General features: G+C 65.2%; 13 protein-coding genes and 1 pseudogene. 6 read left to right on the forward strand and 8 right to left on the reverse strand.

Annotation, left to right across the window (positions count from 1 at the left end; translation table 11 throughout):
• Window positions 1-39: 39 nt before the first annotated feature.
• From IB232_RS20390 to IB232_RS20400, 3 genes and pseudogenes are all read left to right on the forward strand, one after another.
• Window positions 40-1,008, forward strand: a complete 969-nt coding sequence (locus IB232_RS20390; RefSeq protein ID WP_192400395.1) for an AraC family transcriptional regulator — start codon at window positions 40-42, stop codon at window positions 1,006-1,008.
• Entirely contained in the window at window positions 1,005-1,760 is a 756-nt protein-coding gene (locus IB232_RS20395) for a spermidine synthase (protein ID WP_192400396.1), read from the forward strand. Before IB232_RS20390 ends, IB232_RS20395 begins: the two co-directional genes overlap by 4 nt.
• Window positions 1,761-2,109: 349 nt before the next feature.
• Window positions 2,110-3,841 (forward strand): annotated as a pseudogene (locus IB232_RS20400) (DEAD/DEAH box helicase).
• A gap of 54 nt (window positions 3,842-3,895) precedes the next feature.
• Here the strand turns inward: IB232_RS20400 and IB232_RS20405 are convergent.
• The 7 genes from IB232_RS20405 to IB232_RS20435 all read right to left on the reverse strand — a co-directional run bounded on the left by IB232_RS20405 (window position 3,896) and on the right by IB232_RS20435 (window position 10,493).
• Entirely contained in the window at window positions 3,896-4,309 is a 414-nt protein-coding gene (locus IB232_RS20405; protein ID WP_225592453.1) for a hypothetical protein, read from the reverse strand.
• 192 nt (window positions 4,310-4,501) lie between these two features.
• Complete coding sequence (locus IB232_RS20410; RefSeq protein ID WP_192400398.1) at window positions 4,502-5,269, reverse strand: DODA-type extradiol aromatic ring-opening family dioxygenase; 768 nt, start codon at window positions 5,267-5,269, stop codon at window positions 4,502-4,504.
• Between the two features lie 150 nt (window positions 5,270-5,419).
• Entirely contained in the window at window positions 5,420-7,159 is a 1,740-nt protein-coding gene (locus tag IB232_RS23785; RefSeq protein ID WP_192400399.1) for a methyl-accepting chemotaxis protein, read from the reverse strand.
• A 173-nt stretch (window positions 7,160-7,332) separates the two neighbouring features.
• Window positions 7,333-7,731 (reverse strand): transcriptional regulator, encoded by a 399-nt coding sequence (locus IB232_RS20420; protein ID WP_192400400.1) that lies wholly within the window; start codon window positions 7,729-7,731, stop codon window positions 7,333-7,335.
• 123 nt (window positions 7,732-7,854) lie between these two features.
• Window positions 7,855-8,727 carry a protease HtpX gene (htpX, locus tag IB232_RS20425; protein ID WP_192400401.1) on the reverse strand — a complete coding sequence of 291 codons (873 nt, stop codon included), beginning with the start codon at window positions 8,725-8,727 and terminating at the stop codon, window positions 7,855-7,857.
• 88 nt (window positions 8,728-8,815) lie between these two features.
• A complete protein-coding gene (locus tag IB232_RS20430; protein ID WP_192400402.1) occupies window positions 8,816-9,268 on the reverse strand; it encodes a hypothetical protein in 453 nt (150 codons plus the stop codon).
• A 13-nt stretch (window positions 9,269-9,281) separates the two neighbouring features.
• On the reverse strand, window positions 9,282-10,493 hold the full coding sequence (locus IB232_RS20435) for a pyridoxal phosphate-dependent aminotransferase (RefSeq protein WP_192400403.1): 1,212 nt from the start codon (window positions 10,491-10,493) through the stop codon (window positions 9,282-9,284).
• Between the two features lie 169 nt (window positions 10,494-10,662).
• On the opposite strand from IB232_RS20435, the gene msrB reads away from it, so the two are divergent.
• The 3 genes from msrB to IB232_RS20450 all read left to right on the forward strand — a co-directional run bounded on the left by msrB (window position 10,663) and on the right by IB232_RS20450 (window position 12,132).
• Window positions 10,663-11,055 carry a peptide-methionine (R)-S-oxide reductase MsrB gene (msrB, locus tag IB232_RS20440; RefSeq protein ID WP_192400404.1) on the forward strand — a complete coding sequence of 131 codons (393 nt, stop codon included), beginning with the start codon at window positions 10,663-10,665 and terminating at the stop codon, window positions 11,053-11,055.
• 127 nt (window positions 11,056-11,182) lie between these two features.
• Entirely contained in the window at window positions 11,183-11,668 is a 486-nt protein-coding gene (locus IB232_RS20445; RefSeq protein WP_192400405.1) for a glutathione peroxidase, read from the forward strand.
• A complete protein-coding gene (locus IB232_RS20450) occupies window positions 11,665-12,132 on the forward strand; it encodes a MarR family winged helix-turn-helix transcriptional regulator (protein ID WP_192400406.1) in 468 nt (155 codons plus the stop codon). The genes IB232_RS20445 and IB232_RS20450 overlap by 4 nt, the downstream gene beginning before the upstream one ends.
• Here IB232_RS20450 and IB232_RS20455 read toward each other — a convergent pair.
• The gene (locus tag IB232_RS20455) at window positions 12,116-14,434 is read right to left on the reverse strand and encodes a response regulator (RefSeq protein WP_192400407.1); all 2,319 of its coding nucleotides are present in this window, start codon (window positions 14,432-14,434) and stop codon (window positions 12,116-12,118) included. The genes IB232_RS20450 and IB232_RS20455 overlap by 17 nt on opposite strands.
• Between the last annotated feature and the right edge of the window lie 45 nt (window positions 14,435-14,479).

Raw genomic sequence — 14,479 nt, forward strand, 5'->3', positions numbered from 1 at the left:
CGGCTCAATCAGGACCTCTTCCGGTTAATTCAGGACTCCATGAGCAGCACCCCTTCGGTCACCGTCCATTACGCCCAGGCCATCCTCCAGGCTGCCGAGCGCCTGGCCCTGCCGCTGCCTGCCGAACTGCGCCAGCTGGGCCAGGACGCGCGCATTCCCCTGGCTCGCCAGGACGCCCTGTGGGAGGCCTTCTGCGCCGCCGCCCAGGACCCGCTGATCGGCCTGCGCCTGGGCAATGCCCTGCAGGTCGGCCACCTGGACATGGTCGGCGCGCTGCTGATGAGCTGCGAGACCCTGGGCGAGGCGCTGGAGGCGCTGCTGGAGTACTACCCCATCGTCGGCGAGGGCGGCGAGTTCGCCCTGCGTGACGAGGGTGACCAGCTGTGCTTGGCCTACCAGGCGCACTACCAGACGCGCCGCGAGGAGCGGGTGGAGGCGGTGCTGGGCAGCCTGGTGCACATGTCGCGCTGGATCACCGGCGAGCGTATCCAGCCGCTGCAGCTGCGCTTCGAGCATGCGGCGCGCGCGGCCGAGGCGCGCTACATCGAGCTGCTTGGCTGCCCGCTGCAGTTCGCCGCCGGCGAGAACGGCCTGCTGTTCGATCGCGCCGACCTGGCCGTGCCGCTGATCCAGGCCAATGCGCCGATGCGCGAGCACCTGTGCGGTCTAGCCAACAGCCTGCTCGAACGCCTCGGCCAGCAAAGCCTGGCGGTGCGTGTGCAACAGCAGCTGCGTGCGCAGCCGCGCTGGGGCAAGGAACGCATCGCCGAGCAGCTGGAACTGAGCGGCCGCCATCTGAACCGCAAGCTGGCCGAGGAGGGCACCAGCTTCAAGCTGCTGCGCGACCAGGTGCTGCACCAGATGGCCGAACAGCTGCTGCGCGAGTCGCCGCGCCTGGTCGAGGTGGCGGAGCGGCTCGGCTTCTCCGACGAGAGCGCCTTCGCCAAGGCTTTCCGCCGCTGGAGCGGCACCACGCCGGGGCAGTTCCGCCAGGGGCTGGAGGGATGAATCTGGATCACGAGGAAATCCTTCTGGAGGAAGTGCGCGATGCCTGGGGCGTGATCCGCGTGCTGGAGATAGGCGACTACCGCTTCCTCGAATTCGGCGAGGCCATCGAGCAGAGCTGTACCTATACCCGCGACCCGGCCTGGCTGGAGTACGACTACACCCGCGCCATGCTGATCGGCGCGTTGTGCCATGAAGCACCGGAGTCGGCGCTGTTCCTCGGCCTGGGTGGCGGCACCCTGACCCAGGCCTGCCTGAAGTTCCTGGCGCTGGACGACGTCGAAGTCATCGAGCTGCGCCCCGACGTGCCGCGTCTGGCCATGCAGTATCTGGGGCTGGCCGATGATCCGCGCCTGACCATGCGGATCGGCGACGCGCTGGAGCTGCTGGACAGCGCCGAGTCCGCCGACCTGATCTTCGTCGACCTCTATACCGATACCGGGCCGGCACCTGGCCACCTGGCCTGGCGCTTCCTGGAGAACTGCCAGAAGCGCCTCAACCCAGGTGGCTGGCTGGTGATCAACCAGTGGGGCACCGACGATGGCCGCCCGCTCGGCGCCGCCTTGCTGCGCGGCCTGTACCATCGTCACTACTGGGAGATTCCGGTCAAGGAAGGCAACGTCACCTTGCTGGTGCCGGCCGATCTCGATCAGTCGCTCGACCTCGACGGCCTCAAGGCTCGCGCCGAGACACTCGCCCCACGGCTGGGCTACTCGCTGCAGCCGCTGCTGGATGTGCTGCGCCCGGCGAGTTGAGAGATCCCGTAGCCCGAGTGCAATCCGGGAAACTCCGCCCCGGATGGCACTCGGGCTACGCAGTGACGTCATCCCTCTCTCTTGGTGGCCGCATGGGTGAGAGGCCCTGAGGCACCTCGCCACCCCCCGCTGTTCGCCCCTAGCAAAAAACCTGCCCAACGGCTCGGCTTTTCCTGTATGATTCGCGCCCGGCCAAAACCGGCCTCGTCAATTCACGAAGCACGGCTTCGCTGCTGGTCCGCCATGCGGACTACCCTTGACGTTTCATTCATCACGTTTTCGCAACTACCCGCTGATTGGCTGCCAGGGTGACCCACAAGGTCCTTCACGGCGCGCGCAGCCTTTGTTCCTGGGTTTTTGCGGATGCACATAGAGGCAGACCCATGACTCAGGAAACCGGCACCTTTGCCGATCTCGGCCTTCATCCTTCCATTCTCGCTGCGCTGACCGCAGTCGGTTACGAAGAGCCGTCCCCCATTCAAGCCCAGGCGATCCCGATGATCCTGGCTGGCCACGACATGATCGGCCAGGCGCAGACCGGTACCGGCAAGACCGCCGCCTTCGCCCTGCCGATCCTGTCCAAGATCGACCCGGCCAAGCGCGAGCCCCAGGCCCTGATCCTGGCGCCGACCCGCGAGTTGGCCCTGCAGGTGGCCACCGCCTTCGAAACCTATTCCAAGCAGATGCCCGGCGTGAGCGTCGTGGCTGTCTACGGCGGCGCGCCCATGGGCCCGCAGCTGAAGTCACTGCGCATGGGCGCACAGATCATCGTGGCCACCCCGGGCCGCCTGGTCGACCACCTGAGCCGCAACGACCAGCTGCTGTCGACCATCCGCCACCTGGTGCTGGACGAAGCCGACGAGATGCTCAAGCTCGGCTTTATGGACGACCTGGAAGTGATCTTCCAGGCCATGCCGGCCACCCGCCAGAGCGTGCTGTTTTCCGCCACCCTGCCGCACTCGATCCGTGAGATCGCCGAGAAGCACCTGCGCGAGCCCAAGCACGTCAAGATCGCGGCCAAGACCCAGACCGTGTCGCGCATCGAGCAGGCGCATCTGATGATCCACGCCGATCAGAAGATCAACGCCGTGACCCGCCTGCTGGAAGTCGAAGACTTCGACGCCCTGATCGCCTTCGTGCGTACCAAGCAGGCCACGCTGGACCTGGCCAGCGCCCTGGAAGCCAAAGGCTACAAGGCCGCCGCGCTGAACGGCGACATCGCCCAGAACCAGCGTGAGCGCGTGATCGAATCGCTGAAAGACGGCCGCCTGGACATCGTCGTCGCCACCGACGTGGCCGCCCGTGGTATCGACGTGCCGCGCATCACCCACGTGCTCAACGTCGACATGCCGTACGACCCGGAGTCCTACGTGCACCGTATCGGTCGTACCGGCCGTGCCGGTCGCGATGGCCGTGCTCTGCTGCTGGTGACGCCGCGTGAGCGCCGCATGCTGCAGGTGATCGAGCGCGTCACCGGGCAGAAGGTCGGCGAGGTCAAGCTGCCCAACCCGCAGCAGGTGCTGGACGCCCGCATCAAGAAGCTGACCACCAGCCTCACTCCGCTGACCGCCGATGCCGAAGCCAGCCACGGTGCCCTGCTGGACCGCCTGATCTCCGACATCGGCTGCAGCCCGCGCGCCCTGGCCGCGGCCCTGCTGAAGAAGGCTACCGGTGGGCAGGCCCTGGACCTGGCCAGCGTCGAGCGCGAGCAACCGCTGGTGCCAAGCGTCGGTGCCCCGCGCGAGCGCCGCGAGCGTGACGGCGACCGCCCCGAGCGTTCCTACGACCGTGGTGACCGTGGCGAAGTCCGCGAGCGCCGCCCGATGGCTGCGCCGAGCGAAGGCAAGGCCCGCTGCCGCACCGCCCTAGGCGCGCGTGACGGTATCGCCGCGAAGAACCTGCTGGGCGCCATCCTCAACGAGGGCGGCCTGCAGCGCGACGCCATCGGCCGCATCCAGATCCGCGAGACCTTCAGCCTGATCGAGCTGCCGGAAGACGGCCTCGAGCGCCTGCTGAGCAAGCTCAAGGACACCCGCGTCGCCGGCAAGGCCCTCAAGCTGCGTCGCTACCGCGAAGACTGATAGCCGCCGCGCTACCAAGAAGCCCCGCTCATGCGGGGCTTTTTCGTTTCTGGCTCAGGGTTTCGTGTGGCGCCTGTCGAGCAGCACCGCAATGGCAGCCAGGGCGATGGCCAGGCTGTAGGCGAACAGGCCGAGGTTGATGCCGAGGATCAGCTTCTCCGAGCCGTCGGACAACACCATGGAGCCGCCGTAGCTGTCGCGCAGTGCATAGGCGATAAGGAAACCGCCGGTGACGATCAGGGTCAGCAGGCTGCTCAGGCGGGTCTCGCCCCTCCACCAGACCAGCCACAGGCTGAAGGCGCCGAGCGCGCAGTTGGTGGCGAGCTGCCAGACCTCGTGCAGGCGGGCGTGGGCTTCCCAGGCCGGGTTGAACACGTGGCTGGCGTTGATTTCGAAGATCGGCACCACCACCGCATAGAAGAAGATGCCGACGGTGACCAGGAGCCTGGCGAGCAGTTTGATGAGCATGGTGACTTCCTTGTTGTTATGTGGGGACCTATGCCTCCGCCAGTAGGCGCTGGCGCACCTGCTTCGAGGTGATGCCGAACCAGCGGCGGATGTCCGGTTCAGGCTGCCGCCGTCGTAGTAGCCGAGTTGTCGCGAGGCCTCGTCGAGGATTGTGGCATCGCGTCGTCGCCGACTGGCTGCGACGCCTGGATATCAGGAAAAGCTGTAGATATCCATGCCCAGTGCCCCATAGGTGAAGCCGCTGTGCTCGATGCGGAAGGTGCTGCCAGTGCTGAGGGCGAAGTACAGCGGCAACAGGTGTTCGTCGCTGGGGTGGCTGCGCCGTGCATGGGGCGCCTGACGGCGATAGTCGAGCAGGGCGGCGCGATCGCCGGCCTGCAGCTTGGCCACCATCCAGTCGCGGAATTCGCCGGCCCAGGGTTCGATCACCTCGGGCCCGGCACGCCAGTCCAGCTCGCCGAGGTTGTGGGTGATGCTGCCCGAGCCGATCAGCAGCACGTCCTGTTCGCGCAGCGCCGCAAGCGCGTGGCCGACCCGCACCTGCAGCTCCGGGCCGGCATGGCTGGGCAGTGACAGCTGCAGCACCGGGATATCGGCCTGCGGGTACATCAGCGACAGCGGCACCCAGGCGCCGTGGTCCAGCGGGCGCTGCGGGTCGAGGCGGCTGGGCAGGTCGGCGGCGGCCAGCAGGCGCTGCACCTGTTCGGCGATGTCCGGTGCGCCCGGCGCCGGATATTGCACGGCGTAGAGCGGGGCGGGGAAGCCGCCGACGTCGTGCCAGGTGGCAGGTTGCGCCGAGCTGCCGATCAGCAGCTCGCTGCTTTCCCAATGCGCGGATACCACCAAAATTGCCCATGGCCGGGGCAACTCGGCGGCCAGACGGGCCAGGGCAGGGCCGCTGGCGCCGGGCTCGAGGGCGAGCATGGGGGAACCGTGAGAGATGAACAGGGCGGGCAGCATCGAGGATTCCTCCGGGTGATGCTGCCATGGTGACGGGCCAACCTATCGATATCCAATATAACTTTCAGGAGATATTGATCGGCTGGCTAGTTTGATCATTCGGGCGCGTGATTGCCCGGGTGCTAGACGGAAACACGCACGATCTTGGGGTCACAAGCGGAAACTGGCCATCTGTCGCGTCAGGTCCTGCGATAGTTGGCGCAGTGTCTGGCAATCTTCCTGGCAGCGTTGCGCTTCTCGCGTGGTGGCATGGGCCAGGTCGGCGATGCCCTGAACGTTGCGATTGATTTCTTCGGTGACCGATGACTGCTGTTCGGTGGCGGTAGCCACCTGATGGTTCAGGTCGCTGATATTTTCGATCTGTCCGGCAATCGCACCCAGAGAGCGATTGGTGCTCTGGCTGGCCTCCACGCCTGTGCGGGTCGCTTCGTAGCCGGCTTGCATGGAGCCGACGGCCGCATCCGCGCCTTGCTTCAGGCGCTGGATCATCTGCTGGATCTCATCGGTTGAGCCTTGGGTACGCCCGGCCAGCGTCCGGACCTCGTCCGCCACCACCGCGAAGCCTCGACCCAGCTCGCCCGCGCGGGCCGCTTCGATGGCCGCGTTAAGCGCCAGCAGGTTGGTCTGTTCGGAGATGCCGCGTATGACCGCCAGTACCTGATCGATAGAGGCGACCTGCTCGGCCAGTTCACCTACCGCTTTGGAGGCATCGCCGATGTCGTCGGCCATCCGTTCGATATGAGCGGTGGATTCGCCCACGACCTTGCTTGCCTGTTTCGCCTCGTCCTGGGCATTTTGCGAGGCGGTGGCGGCGTTGCCCGCGCTTCGGGCGATTTCTTGTACGGTCAGCCCCATCTCGTGCACGGCAGTGGCGACCAGGTCGGTCATGTCGTTCTGCTGCGAGGCGCGCTGGGCGGTGTCCTCGATGACCTGGGAGACCTGATTGATCGCCGAAGACAGGCGCTCACTGGTCGACGATGCTGCGCCTATCAGGGTTTTCAGCTTGTGGTTCATGATGTCCACAAGTCCCAGCGCGCTGTCGGGGGAAGTGGGCGGGATCTGCACGCCGAGATTGCCGGAGGCGATTTCGTTGAGCACGTTGCCCAGTACCTGAGGCTTCGAGCCCAACTGTGCGAGAGTCTGCTGGCGGCCGAGGAAGATGAGCAGCGCGATCTCTGCAATCAGCAGGACGAGGATGCTAATGAAGAGGTTCTGCGCATTGCCCAGCGCTTGCTCGGCCGCGGCCATTTCCGTCTCGGTGCGGTGCTCGACCAGCATGAAGAACTCATCCAGCGGCTTCATGATCTGCGCCTTGAACTCGTGATACTGCTTGCCGTGCACCAGGTTGCGCGCAGCTTCCATGTCGGGCTGGCCGGCCGGACTGTCGCCTTGGGCATCTGGCAGTCCTTTGACCGCATTCATGGCGCGGGTCTCGAGTTCCACTAATCCGTCGGAGTTGGCTTGGGCTTCCTTGAGCTTGGCGAACTCGGCATCGGTGAAGCCGGCTTTGACCATCAGGTCCTGCAGCGAGATGGTCTCCCCATTGGGGCGCGGCTGGCTCTGGCCGGCAGCCACGAAGTCCCAGTAGATGCGGTGGTAGTCCTGGGGGCGCGGGGCCTTGCCGTTGCGAATATCGAGAATCCTCAGGTATTCGCGTTCGAACTCCGGATTGCCGGTGACGACGTAGGTGCGTCCGAGGCGGGTGAGGTCGTCCGAGCTCTGGCGTAGCTCATCGGCCAGCAAGTAGGAGCGGTAGCGACGGTCCGCGACATCGTTCAGCTCTTCGGCCGCTCCCTTCATTGCGATGAAGGTGTAGATCAACCCGGCGAAGGTCGCCGCGAGCGCAATGACCAAATAGGGGGTGGCTTTCGAGCTGTTGGCCGCATTCATCTCGGGCAATCCTCACTCAGCACATGGCAACAGGATCTGTCATTTCAGACTAGCTGATACGACGTAGAACCACAGTCGCGCCGCCGGAAGAAGCTGCTTTGCCCGGCGGCGCGACACTCATGCCGATGCGCCCAAGCCAGCTCGCTTGATAAGCGAACTGCTGCGCCGACTGCCTATTCGGTTTCGAGGTTGGCCTTGGGCGCGATATCGTCGAACACCTCGGGGGTCAGCGCCGCTTCGCCGGCTGCGTCAAGCACCTCGCGGGGATGTTCGCTGCCAGGGATGCTGCTGTCGAGCATGCTCAGGAGCTGGGCGCCACGGGGGGTGAGCACGAAGTTCTCGCCGTTGCCGCCTTCTTCCTCGGGGCGGGTGACGATGAAGCCGTTCTCCACTAGCAGCGACTCGTATCGAGCGGCCTCGGCGCGGAAATGGTCGAGGTTCTCCACCTGCTCGCCGGCATGGCCCAGTTCGTCGGCCAGCTCTTCCGCGTAGTGACGCGGGGCGAAGGACTTGCCCGCCGAGTTCTGTGCTTCGTGCAGCAGGCGTTCGATGAGATCCCAGTGATAAACCATGGCGCTTCTCCCGCAGGCATTGGGCTTACAGGTTCCGACTGGTGTCGGGTGGCCAAGGTTCGAGGTTTTTCGCGGGCAATAAAAAAAGGCGATCCGCGGATCGCCTTTTCGTCAGCCTAGCTGTCAGCCGCGGCGGCGCAGGGCCTCGATGCGGTCTTCCAGGGGCGGATGGGTCATCAGCAGGCCGGCCAGGCCGTTCTTCAGGCCGCCGTTGATGCCGAAGGCGGTCATGCTGCTGGGCATCTGCACCGGCACGCCCTGTTCGGCGCGCAGGCGCTCCAGTGCGGCGATCATGGCGCCGGTACCGGCCAGGCGGGCGCCGGCGTCATCGGCCTTGAACTCGCGGCGGCGGGAGAACCACATGACGATGATACTGGCCAGGATACCCAGTACCAGTTCGGCGAAGATGGTGGCGACGAAGTAGCCGATACCTGGGCCATCCTCGTTCTTCAGGATCACCTTGTCGACGAAGTTGCCGAAGATGCGCGCGAAGAACATCACGAAGGTGTTCACCACGCCCTGGATCATGGCCAGGGTGACCATGTCGCCGTTGGCCACGTGGCCGATCTCGTGGGCCAGCACCGCTTTCACCTCATCCGGCGAGAAGCGCTCCAGCAGGCCCTGGCTGACGGCCACCAGGGCGTCGTTCTTGTTCCAGCCGGTGGCGAAGGCGTTGGACTCGTAGGCGGGAAAGATGCCAACTTCCGGCATCTTGATGCCGGCGTTGCGCGACAGCTCCTCGACGGTCTGCAGCAGCCACTGTTCGTGACGGGTGCGCGGCTGGGTAATGATCTCGGTGCCGGTGCTCATCTTCGCCATCCACTTGGACAGGAACAGCGAGATGAAGGAGCCGACGAAGCCGAATACGGCGCAGAAGACCAGCAGGCTGCCGTAGTTCTGGCCGGTGAATCGGTCCACCCCGAGCAGTTTCAGGGTAACGCTGGCAATCAGCAGCACTGCCAGGTTGGTGGCCAGGAACAACACGATACGCATCATGGTAGGAAGCTTCTCCTCAGGCGAGAGACGTTCTAAGTATGCGAGCTATATAAGGTTGCCCCGCACCGTCTTCAACCGAGGCTCTATTTCAAACTATGTCGCTGGCCTGATTCAGAGCGCTTTCGAACAGCAGGCGGGTGAGTCGCGCGACCTTCTCGCTGTTGTGCTGGCCGAGTGCTTCGCGCAGCTGCCAGGCGAGGGTGCCGCGTACCCGGCGCATGCTGGCGGTCTGGCTGTCGCCGTCCGGCAGGGCATGGGGAATGCCGCGGGAAAGGCGCATAAAGCCCTTCTCGGTCAGCACCGCCTGGTCCAGGGCGTCATAGGCAATGGTCGACTCGAAGCGCACATAGCCTTCCTCGGCCAGCCACAACAGGGCGCCCAGGCAAGCCTGGTGACGCTTGCTGGGCAGGCCGAACTCGTCGGGTTCCTCGCGGCCGATCAGATCTTCCACATACAGCGCCACCTTGCGCGGGAAGGCCTGGTAGAGCGCTAGCATGCCGCTGGCGGCATCCTTGTAGAACTCGTCAATCTGCAGGTCCATACGGCTTCGCAGCTTACTGGCGGTAGGACTTGAGGAAGTTGCCGATACGGCCGATAGCCATTTCCAGGTCATCCACACGCGGCAGGGTAACCACGCGGAAGTGGTCCGGCCACGGCCAGTTGAAGGCCGTACCCTGGACAACCAGCAGTTTCTCGGAGAGCAGCAGGTCGAGGACGAACTTCTCGTCGTTGTGGATCGGGCAGATCTTGGGGTCGATCTTGGGGAACGCGTACAGCGCGCCCATCGGCTTGACGCAGCTGACCCCGGGGATGTCGTTGAGCAGCTCCCAGGTGCGGTTGCGCTGCTCCAGCAGGCGGCCCTGCGGCAGCACCAGGTCGTTGATGCTCTGGTAGCCGCCGAGGGCGGTCTGGATCGCATGCTGGCTCGGCACGTTGGCGCACAGGCGCATGTTGGCCAGGATGTCGATGCCTTCGATGTAGCTAGTGGCCTTGTGCTTGGGCCCGGAAATGGCCACCCAGCCGGAGCGGAAGCCAGCCACGCGGTAGGACTTGGACAGGCCGTTGAAGGTCAGGCACAGCACGTCCGGCGCCAGCGAGGCGGTGCAGATGTGCTGGGCGTCGTCATACAGGATCTTGTCGTAGATCTCGTCGGAGAACAGCACCAGGTTGTGCTGGCGCGCCAGTTCGACGATACCTTCCAGCACTTCCTTGGAGTACACGGCGCCGGTCGGATTGTTCGGGTTGATCAGTACGATGGCCTTGGTGTTGCTGCTGATCTTGGCCTTGATGTCGGCCAGGTCGGGGAACCAGCCGGCCTGCTCGTCGCACAGGTAGTGCACCGGCTTGCCGCCGGCCAGGGCCACGGACGCGGTCCACAGCGGGTAGTCGGGCGCCGGGATCAGCACCTCGTCACCGTTGTTGAGCAGGGCCTGCATGGCCATCACGATCAGCTCGGACACGCCGTTGCCGAGGTAGATGTCCTCGATGCCGACGCCTTCCACGTTCTTCTGCTGGTAGTACTGCATCACCGCCTTGCGCGCGCTGAACAGACCCTTGGAATCGCTGTAGCCTTGCGCGGTGGGCAGGTTGCGGATCACGTCCTGGAGGATTTCCTCCGGGGCTTCGAAACCGAACGGCGCCGGGTTGCCGATATTCAGCTTGAGGATGCGTTGGCCTTCCTCTTCCAGGCGTTTGGCGTGCTTGAGCACCGGCCCGCGGATGTCGTAGCAGACGTTGGCGAGCTTGTTCGATTTGCTGACCTGCATGATGCTGTGTCCCGAAGTGAAGATGCTGCTGGCGGCGCAGGGAAAATTCGTCCTTGCCGGCTGTAACGCGGCATAAAGACTGGCGTCCAAAGAGGGACGCATGATACGTGCGGCCCGATGCCCGGAAAAGGTACAGGTCGGGCTTTTTTCTGCCCCTGAGGTGTGCTCCATGGAAAAGATCGATAAACCCCTGGAAGCCTGGCGCGACGAGCTCTCCGACGCCCAGTTCCATGTCTGCCGTCTGGGTGGCACCGAGCGTGCCTTCACCGGCGAATACCACGACAGCAAGGTGCCTGGCATCTACCACTGCGCCTGCTGCGGCGAGGCGCTGTTCGACTCCGATGCCAAGTACGATTCCGGTAGTGGCTGGCCGAGCTACTTCCAGCCGGTAAGTGACAAGGTGATCGCAGAGAAGGAGGACTTCAGCCACGGCATGCACCGCATCGAGGTCAAGTGCGGCAAATGCGACGCCCATCTGGGGCATCTATTCCCGGATGGCCCGCGGCCTACCGGTCTGCGCTACTGCATCAACTCGGTATCGCTCAAGCTGGTGCCCAGGTAAGGTCCGGTTCCCCGGCCAAGGCAAGGCCCGCCGACAAGCGGGCCTTATTTTGTCGCATATAAATTGTGCACAATTTAATTGCTCGCTATATTCGTCTCACTTTTAATCCGCAACGGAGCCGCAGACCATGAGCGACAAGCTTTTCGATATTCCCGTCACCACCATCAAGGGCGAGCAGAAGACCCTCAAGGACTTCGGCGGCAAGGCTGTGCTGGTGGTCAACACCGCCAGCAAATGCGGCTTCACCCCGCAGTACAAGGGCCTGGAAAGCGTCTGGCAGCAGTACAAGGACAAGGGCCTGGTGGTGCTGGGCTTCCCCTGCAACCAGTTCGGCAAGCAGGAACCGGGTGACGAGGGCGCCATCACCGAGTTCTGCGAGTTGAACTTCGGCGTCAGCTTCCCGCTGTTCAAGAAGATCGACGTCAACGGCAGCGACGCCCACCCGCTCTACGTGCAGCTGAAGAAGCGCGCACCGGGCCTGCTCGGCAGTCAGGGCATCAAGTGGAACTTCACCAAGTTCCTGATCAGCGGCGATGGCAGCGAGATCAAGCGTTTCGCCCCCACCACCAAGCCGGAAGAGCTGACCGCCGAGATCGAAGCGCTGCTGAAATGACGGCATCGTACGATCTCGAGGCGCAGCTGCTGCTGGACAACCAGCTGTGCTTCAAGCTCTACGCCGCCTCGCGGGCGGTGATCCGCGCTTACAAGCCGATGCTCGATGAGCTCGGCCTGACCTACCCGCAGTACCTGGCCATGCTGGTGCTGTGGGAGTGGCAGGCGGCACAGCCGGAGCAGGCCACGGTCAAGGCGCTGGGCGAGCGGCTGATGCTCGACTCCGGCACCCTGACGCCGCTGCTCAAGCGATTGGAGCAGCTCGGCCTGGTGCGGCGCAGCCGCTCCAGCGCCGACGAGCGCGAGCTGCGTCTGGCCCTGAGCGAGGCCGGGCTGGCGTTGCGTGAGCGGGTGTTGCCGCTGAAGAGTCGGCTGCTCTGCGAGCACGGCGTCGACCTGGGTGAGCTGGAAGGTATGCGGCAGAGCCTGGGGCAGTTGCTGGCGCTGGTTACGACGCGGTCGTGACGGGCAGCCAGCTGTCCAGCAGGGCGGCCAGGTCTTCGCGACGGAAGGGCTTGGCCAGGTAGTCGTTCATGCCGGCTGCCTGGCAGCGCTCGCGCTCGTCCGGCAGGGCGTTGGCGGTCAGGGCAATGATCGGCAGGCTCGGCCAGCGGCCGCTTTGGCGGATGCGCCGGGTCGCCTCGTAGCCGTCCATCACCGGCATGTTGCAGTCCATCAGCACCAGGTCCACCGGGTGCTTCTCCAGATAGGCAATGGCCTCGCCACCGTGGGCGGTGACGGCCACCTCGCAACCCAGCTTGCTGAGCATGCCCTTGGCCACCATCTGGTTCACCTGATTGTCCTCGACCAGCAGCACGCGGGCTTGGCGCGGGCGGCTCGGCGCGTTGGCGGTCGGCTCGACACCTTGCGCCTGATGCGGCGTCAGCAGGCGTTGCAGGGCCTGGTACAGCGCGGCGCGCGCCAGCGGGCGCGGTAGTTGCTCGAAGGGGCTCAGCGCGCCAGCCTGCTCGCCGGAGATGAAGGTGCCGTAGGCCGAGACCAGCAGCAGCGGGCTGGCGAGCTGCTGGCGCAGGCGCGGCAGGTGCCCGGGGTCGTCGCAGATCACTAGATCGGCCTGCAGCTCGGCACTGATGACGCTTTCATCCAGGCGCCGATAGCTCAGCCCCCAGGCCGGCAACCAGCTGTCCAGCAGCTCCGCCAGGCCGCTGCCCGCCGTGCAGAAGGCCAAGACCTTCCCCGGTAGCGCCGGCCAGCGCGCGGCGGGCGCATGAGTCGGCAGCGGCAGGGTCGCGCTGAACTGGCTGCCGACACCCTCTTGTGAGTTCAGGGTCAGCTGCCCGTCCATGGCTTCGCACAGGCGTCGGGTCAGAGCCAGGCCCAGGCCGGTGCCGCCGAACTGGCGGGCGATGCCGGCGCCGGCCTGGGTGAATGGCTGGAAGATGCGGGTCTGGGCGTCTTCGGCAATGCCGATGCCGGTATCGCTGACCAGGATGCGCACGCCGCCAGCGCTGGCGGCGACGCGCAGGTCGACGCGGCCCTGGCGGGTGAACTTGAGGGCGTTGGACAGCAGGTTGCTGACCACCTGGCGCACCCGCGTCGGATCGCCGAGAACCAGGGCCGGCAGCTGCGGGTCGATCAGGCAGGTCAGCTCCACGTGCGGGCCGGCGTTCTGCGACAGCAGGCTGGCGGTTTCCTCGACCAGGGCGCCGAGATCGAAGGGGATGCACTCCAGCTCCAGTTGGCCGGCCTCGAACTTGGACAGGTCGAGGATGTCGTTGAGCAGGTCGACCAGCACCTTGCCTGAATCGTGGGCTATCGACAGCTGCTGGCGCTGCTCGCTGTTCAGCGGACCGTCCAGTGACAGCGCGAGCATACCCAGCAGGCCGTTGAGCGGCGTGCGGATCTCGTGACTCATGTTGGCCAGGAAGGCGGCGCGGGCCTGGGCCATCTCCAGGGCGGTGCTGCGGGCCTGCTCCAGTTCGCGGTTGGACTGGGTCAGGCGGGCGTTGGTCGCCTTGAGTTCGGCGGTGCGCGCCGAGACGATGTTTTCCAGCTCGGCCAGGTATTGGGTAAGGCGGTCCTCGGCCTCGCGGCGCTGGCTGATCTCCTGGTGAGTATTGGTCAGCTGCTGGTTGGTCACCGCGACCAGGGTGCCGACCTCGTCGCGCTCATGGCCGGGCGGGCAGGGCACGGGGGAGAAGTCGCGGCGTGGGTCGCGGTCGCTGAGGGCGCGGATCACGCCTACCAGCGGCTTAGTCAGCATGGCGTAGAACAGCACCAGCAGAATCAGCGACAGCAACAGGCTGCGGGCGAAGCCGGTGACCAGGGTGAGCAGGGCGCGGCGCAGGAAGTGGCTGCCGAAGGCGTAGGTGTCCACCTCCAGGCGCAGGATGCCGAGGGATTCTTCCGGGGCGTGACTGACGAACAGCGGATCTTCGAAGTGGCGGCGCTCGCCGAACATGAAGTCGCTGAACACCCGGTAGCGGCTCTGTACCGGGGGGCGATCCACCGAGGCCAGTACCAGGCCGCTGTTGTCGATGATCTCGGCGCGCATCACCGCCGGTGAGCGCAGCAGGCCGAGCACCAGCTCCTGGGCCAGTTCGGCGTCGATGTTGTAGGAGATGCGCGCCGCCGGATTGTGGCTGATTTCCAGCAGGGAGTGGATTTCCCGGTCGATGGAGGCGTCTTCGCTGGCATAATCCAGGCCGACCTGGATCAGGCTCAGCAGGGTACCCAGGATGAAGGCTACCAGCACCGTCAATCTGGCCTGCTTGTACGACAGGCGATGGGTCAGGGAAATATCCATCGGTGCGGCGGCTGAGTCCTTGGTTTCTGACCTTGCCAAGCATAG

It is taken from the genome of Pseudomonas sp. PDM15, from assembly GCF_014851565.1.
Taxonomy (GTDB): domain Bacteria; phylum Pseudomonadota; class Gammaproteobacteria; order Pseudomonadales; family Pseudomonadaceae; genus Aquipseudomonas.

Bases quoted from the DNA above. Each gene is read 5' to 3' on its own strand.
- IB232_RS20390 (WP_192400395.1), top strand. From the start codon at position 40: ATGAGCAGCACCCCTTCGGTCACCGTCCATTACGCCCAGGCCATCCTC.
- IB232_RS20395 (WP_192400396.1), top strand. From the start codon at position 1,005: ATGAATCTGGATCACGAGGAAATCCTTCTGGAGGAAGTGCGCGATGCC.
- IB232_RS20405 (WP_225592453.1), bottom strand. From the start codon at position 4,309: ATGCTCATCAAACTGCTCGCCAGGCTCCTGGTCACCGTCGGCATCTTC.
- IB232_RS20410 (WP_192400398.1), bottom strand. From the start codon at position 5,269: ATGCTGCCCGCCCTGTTCATCTCTCACGGTTCCCCCATGCTCGCCCTC.
- IB232_RS23785 (WP_192400399.1), bottom strand. From the start codon at position 7,159: ATGAATGCGGCCAACAGCTCGAAAGCCACCCCCTATTTGGTCATTGCG.
- IB232_RS20420 (WP_192400400.1), bottom strand. From the start codon at position 7,731: ATGGTTTATCACTGGGATCTCATCGAACGCCTGCTGCACGAAGCACAG.
- htpX (WP_192400401.1), bottom strand. From the start codon at position 8,727: ATGATGCGTATCGTGTTGTTCCTGGCCACCAACCTGGCAGTGCTGCTG.
- IB232_RS20430 (WP_192400402.1), bottom strand. From the start codon at position 9,268: ATGGACCTGCAGATTGACGAGTTCTACAAGGATGCCGCCAGCGGCATG.
- IB232_RS20435 (WP_192400403.1), bottom strand. From the start codon at position 10,493: ATGCAGGTCAGCAAATCGAACAAGCTCGCCAACGTCTGCTACGACATC.
- msrB (WP_192400404.1), top strand. From the start codon at position 10,663: ATGGAAAAGATCGATAAACCCCTGGAAGCCTGGCGCGACGAGCTCTCC.
- IB232_RS20445 (WP_192400405.1), top strand. From the start codon at position 11,183: ATGAGCGACAAGCTTTTCGATATTCCCGTCACCACCATCAAGGGCGAG.
- IB232_RS20450 (WP_192400406.1), top strand. From the start codon at position 11,665: ATGACGGCATCGTACGATCTCGAGGCGCAGCTGCTGCTGGACAACCAG.
- IB232_RS20455 (WP_192400407.1), bottom strand. From the start codon at position 14,434: ATGGATATTTCCCTGACCCATCGCCTGTCGTACAAGCAGGCCAGATTG.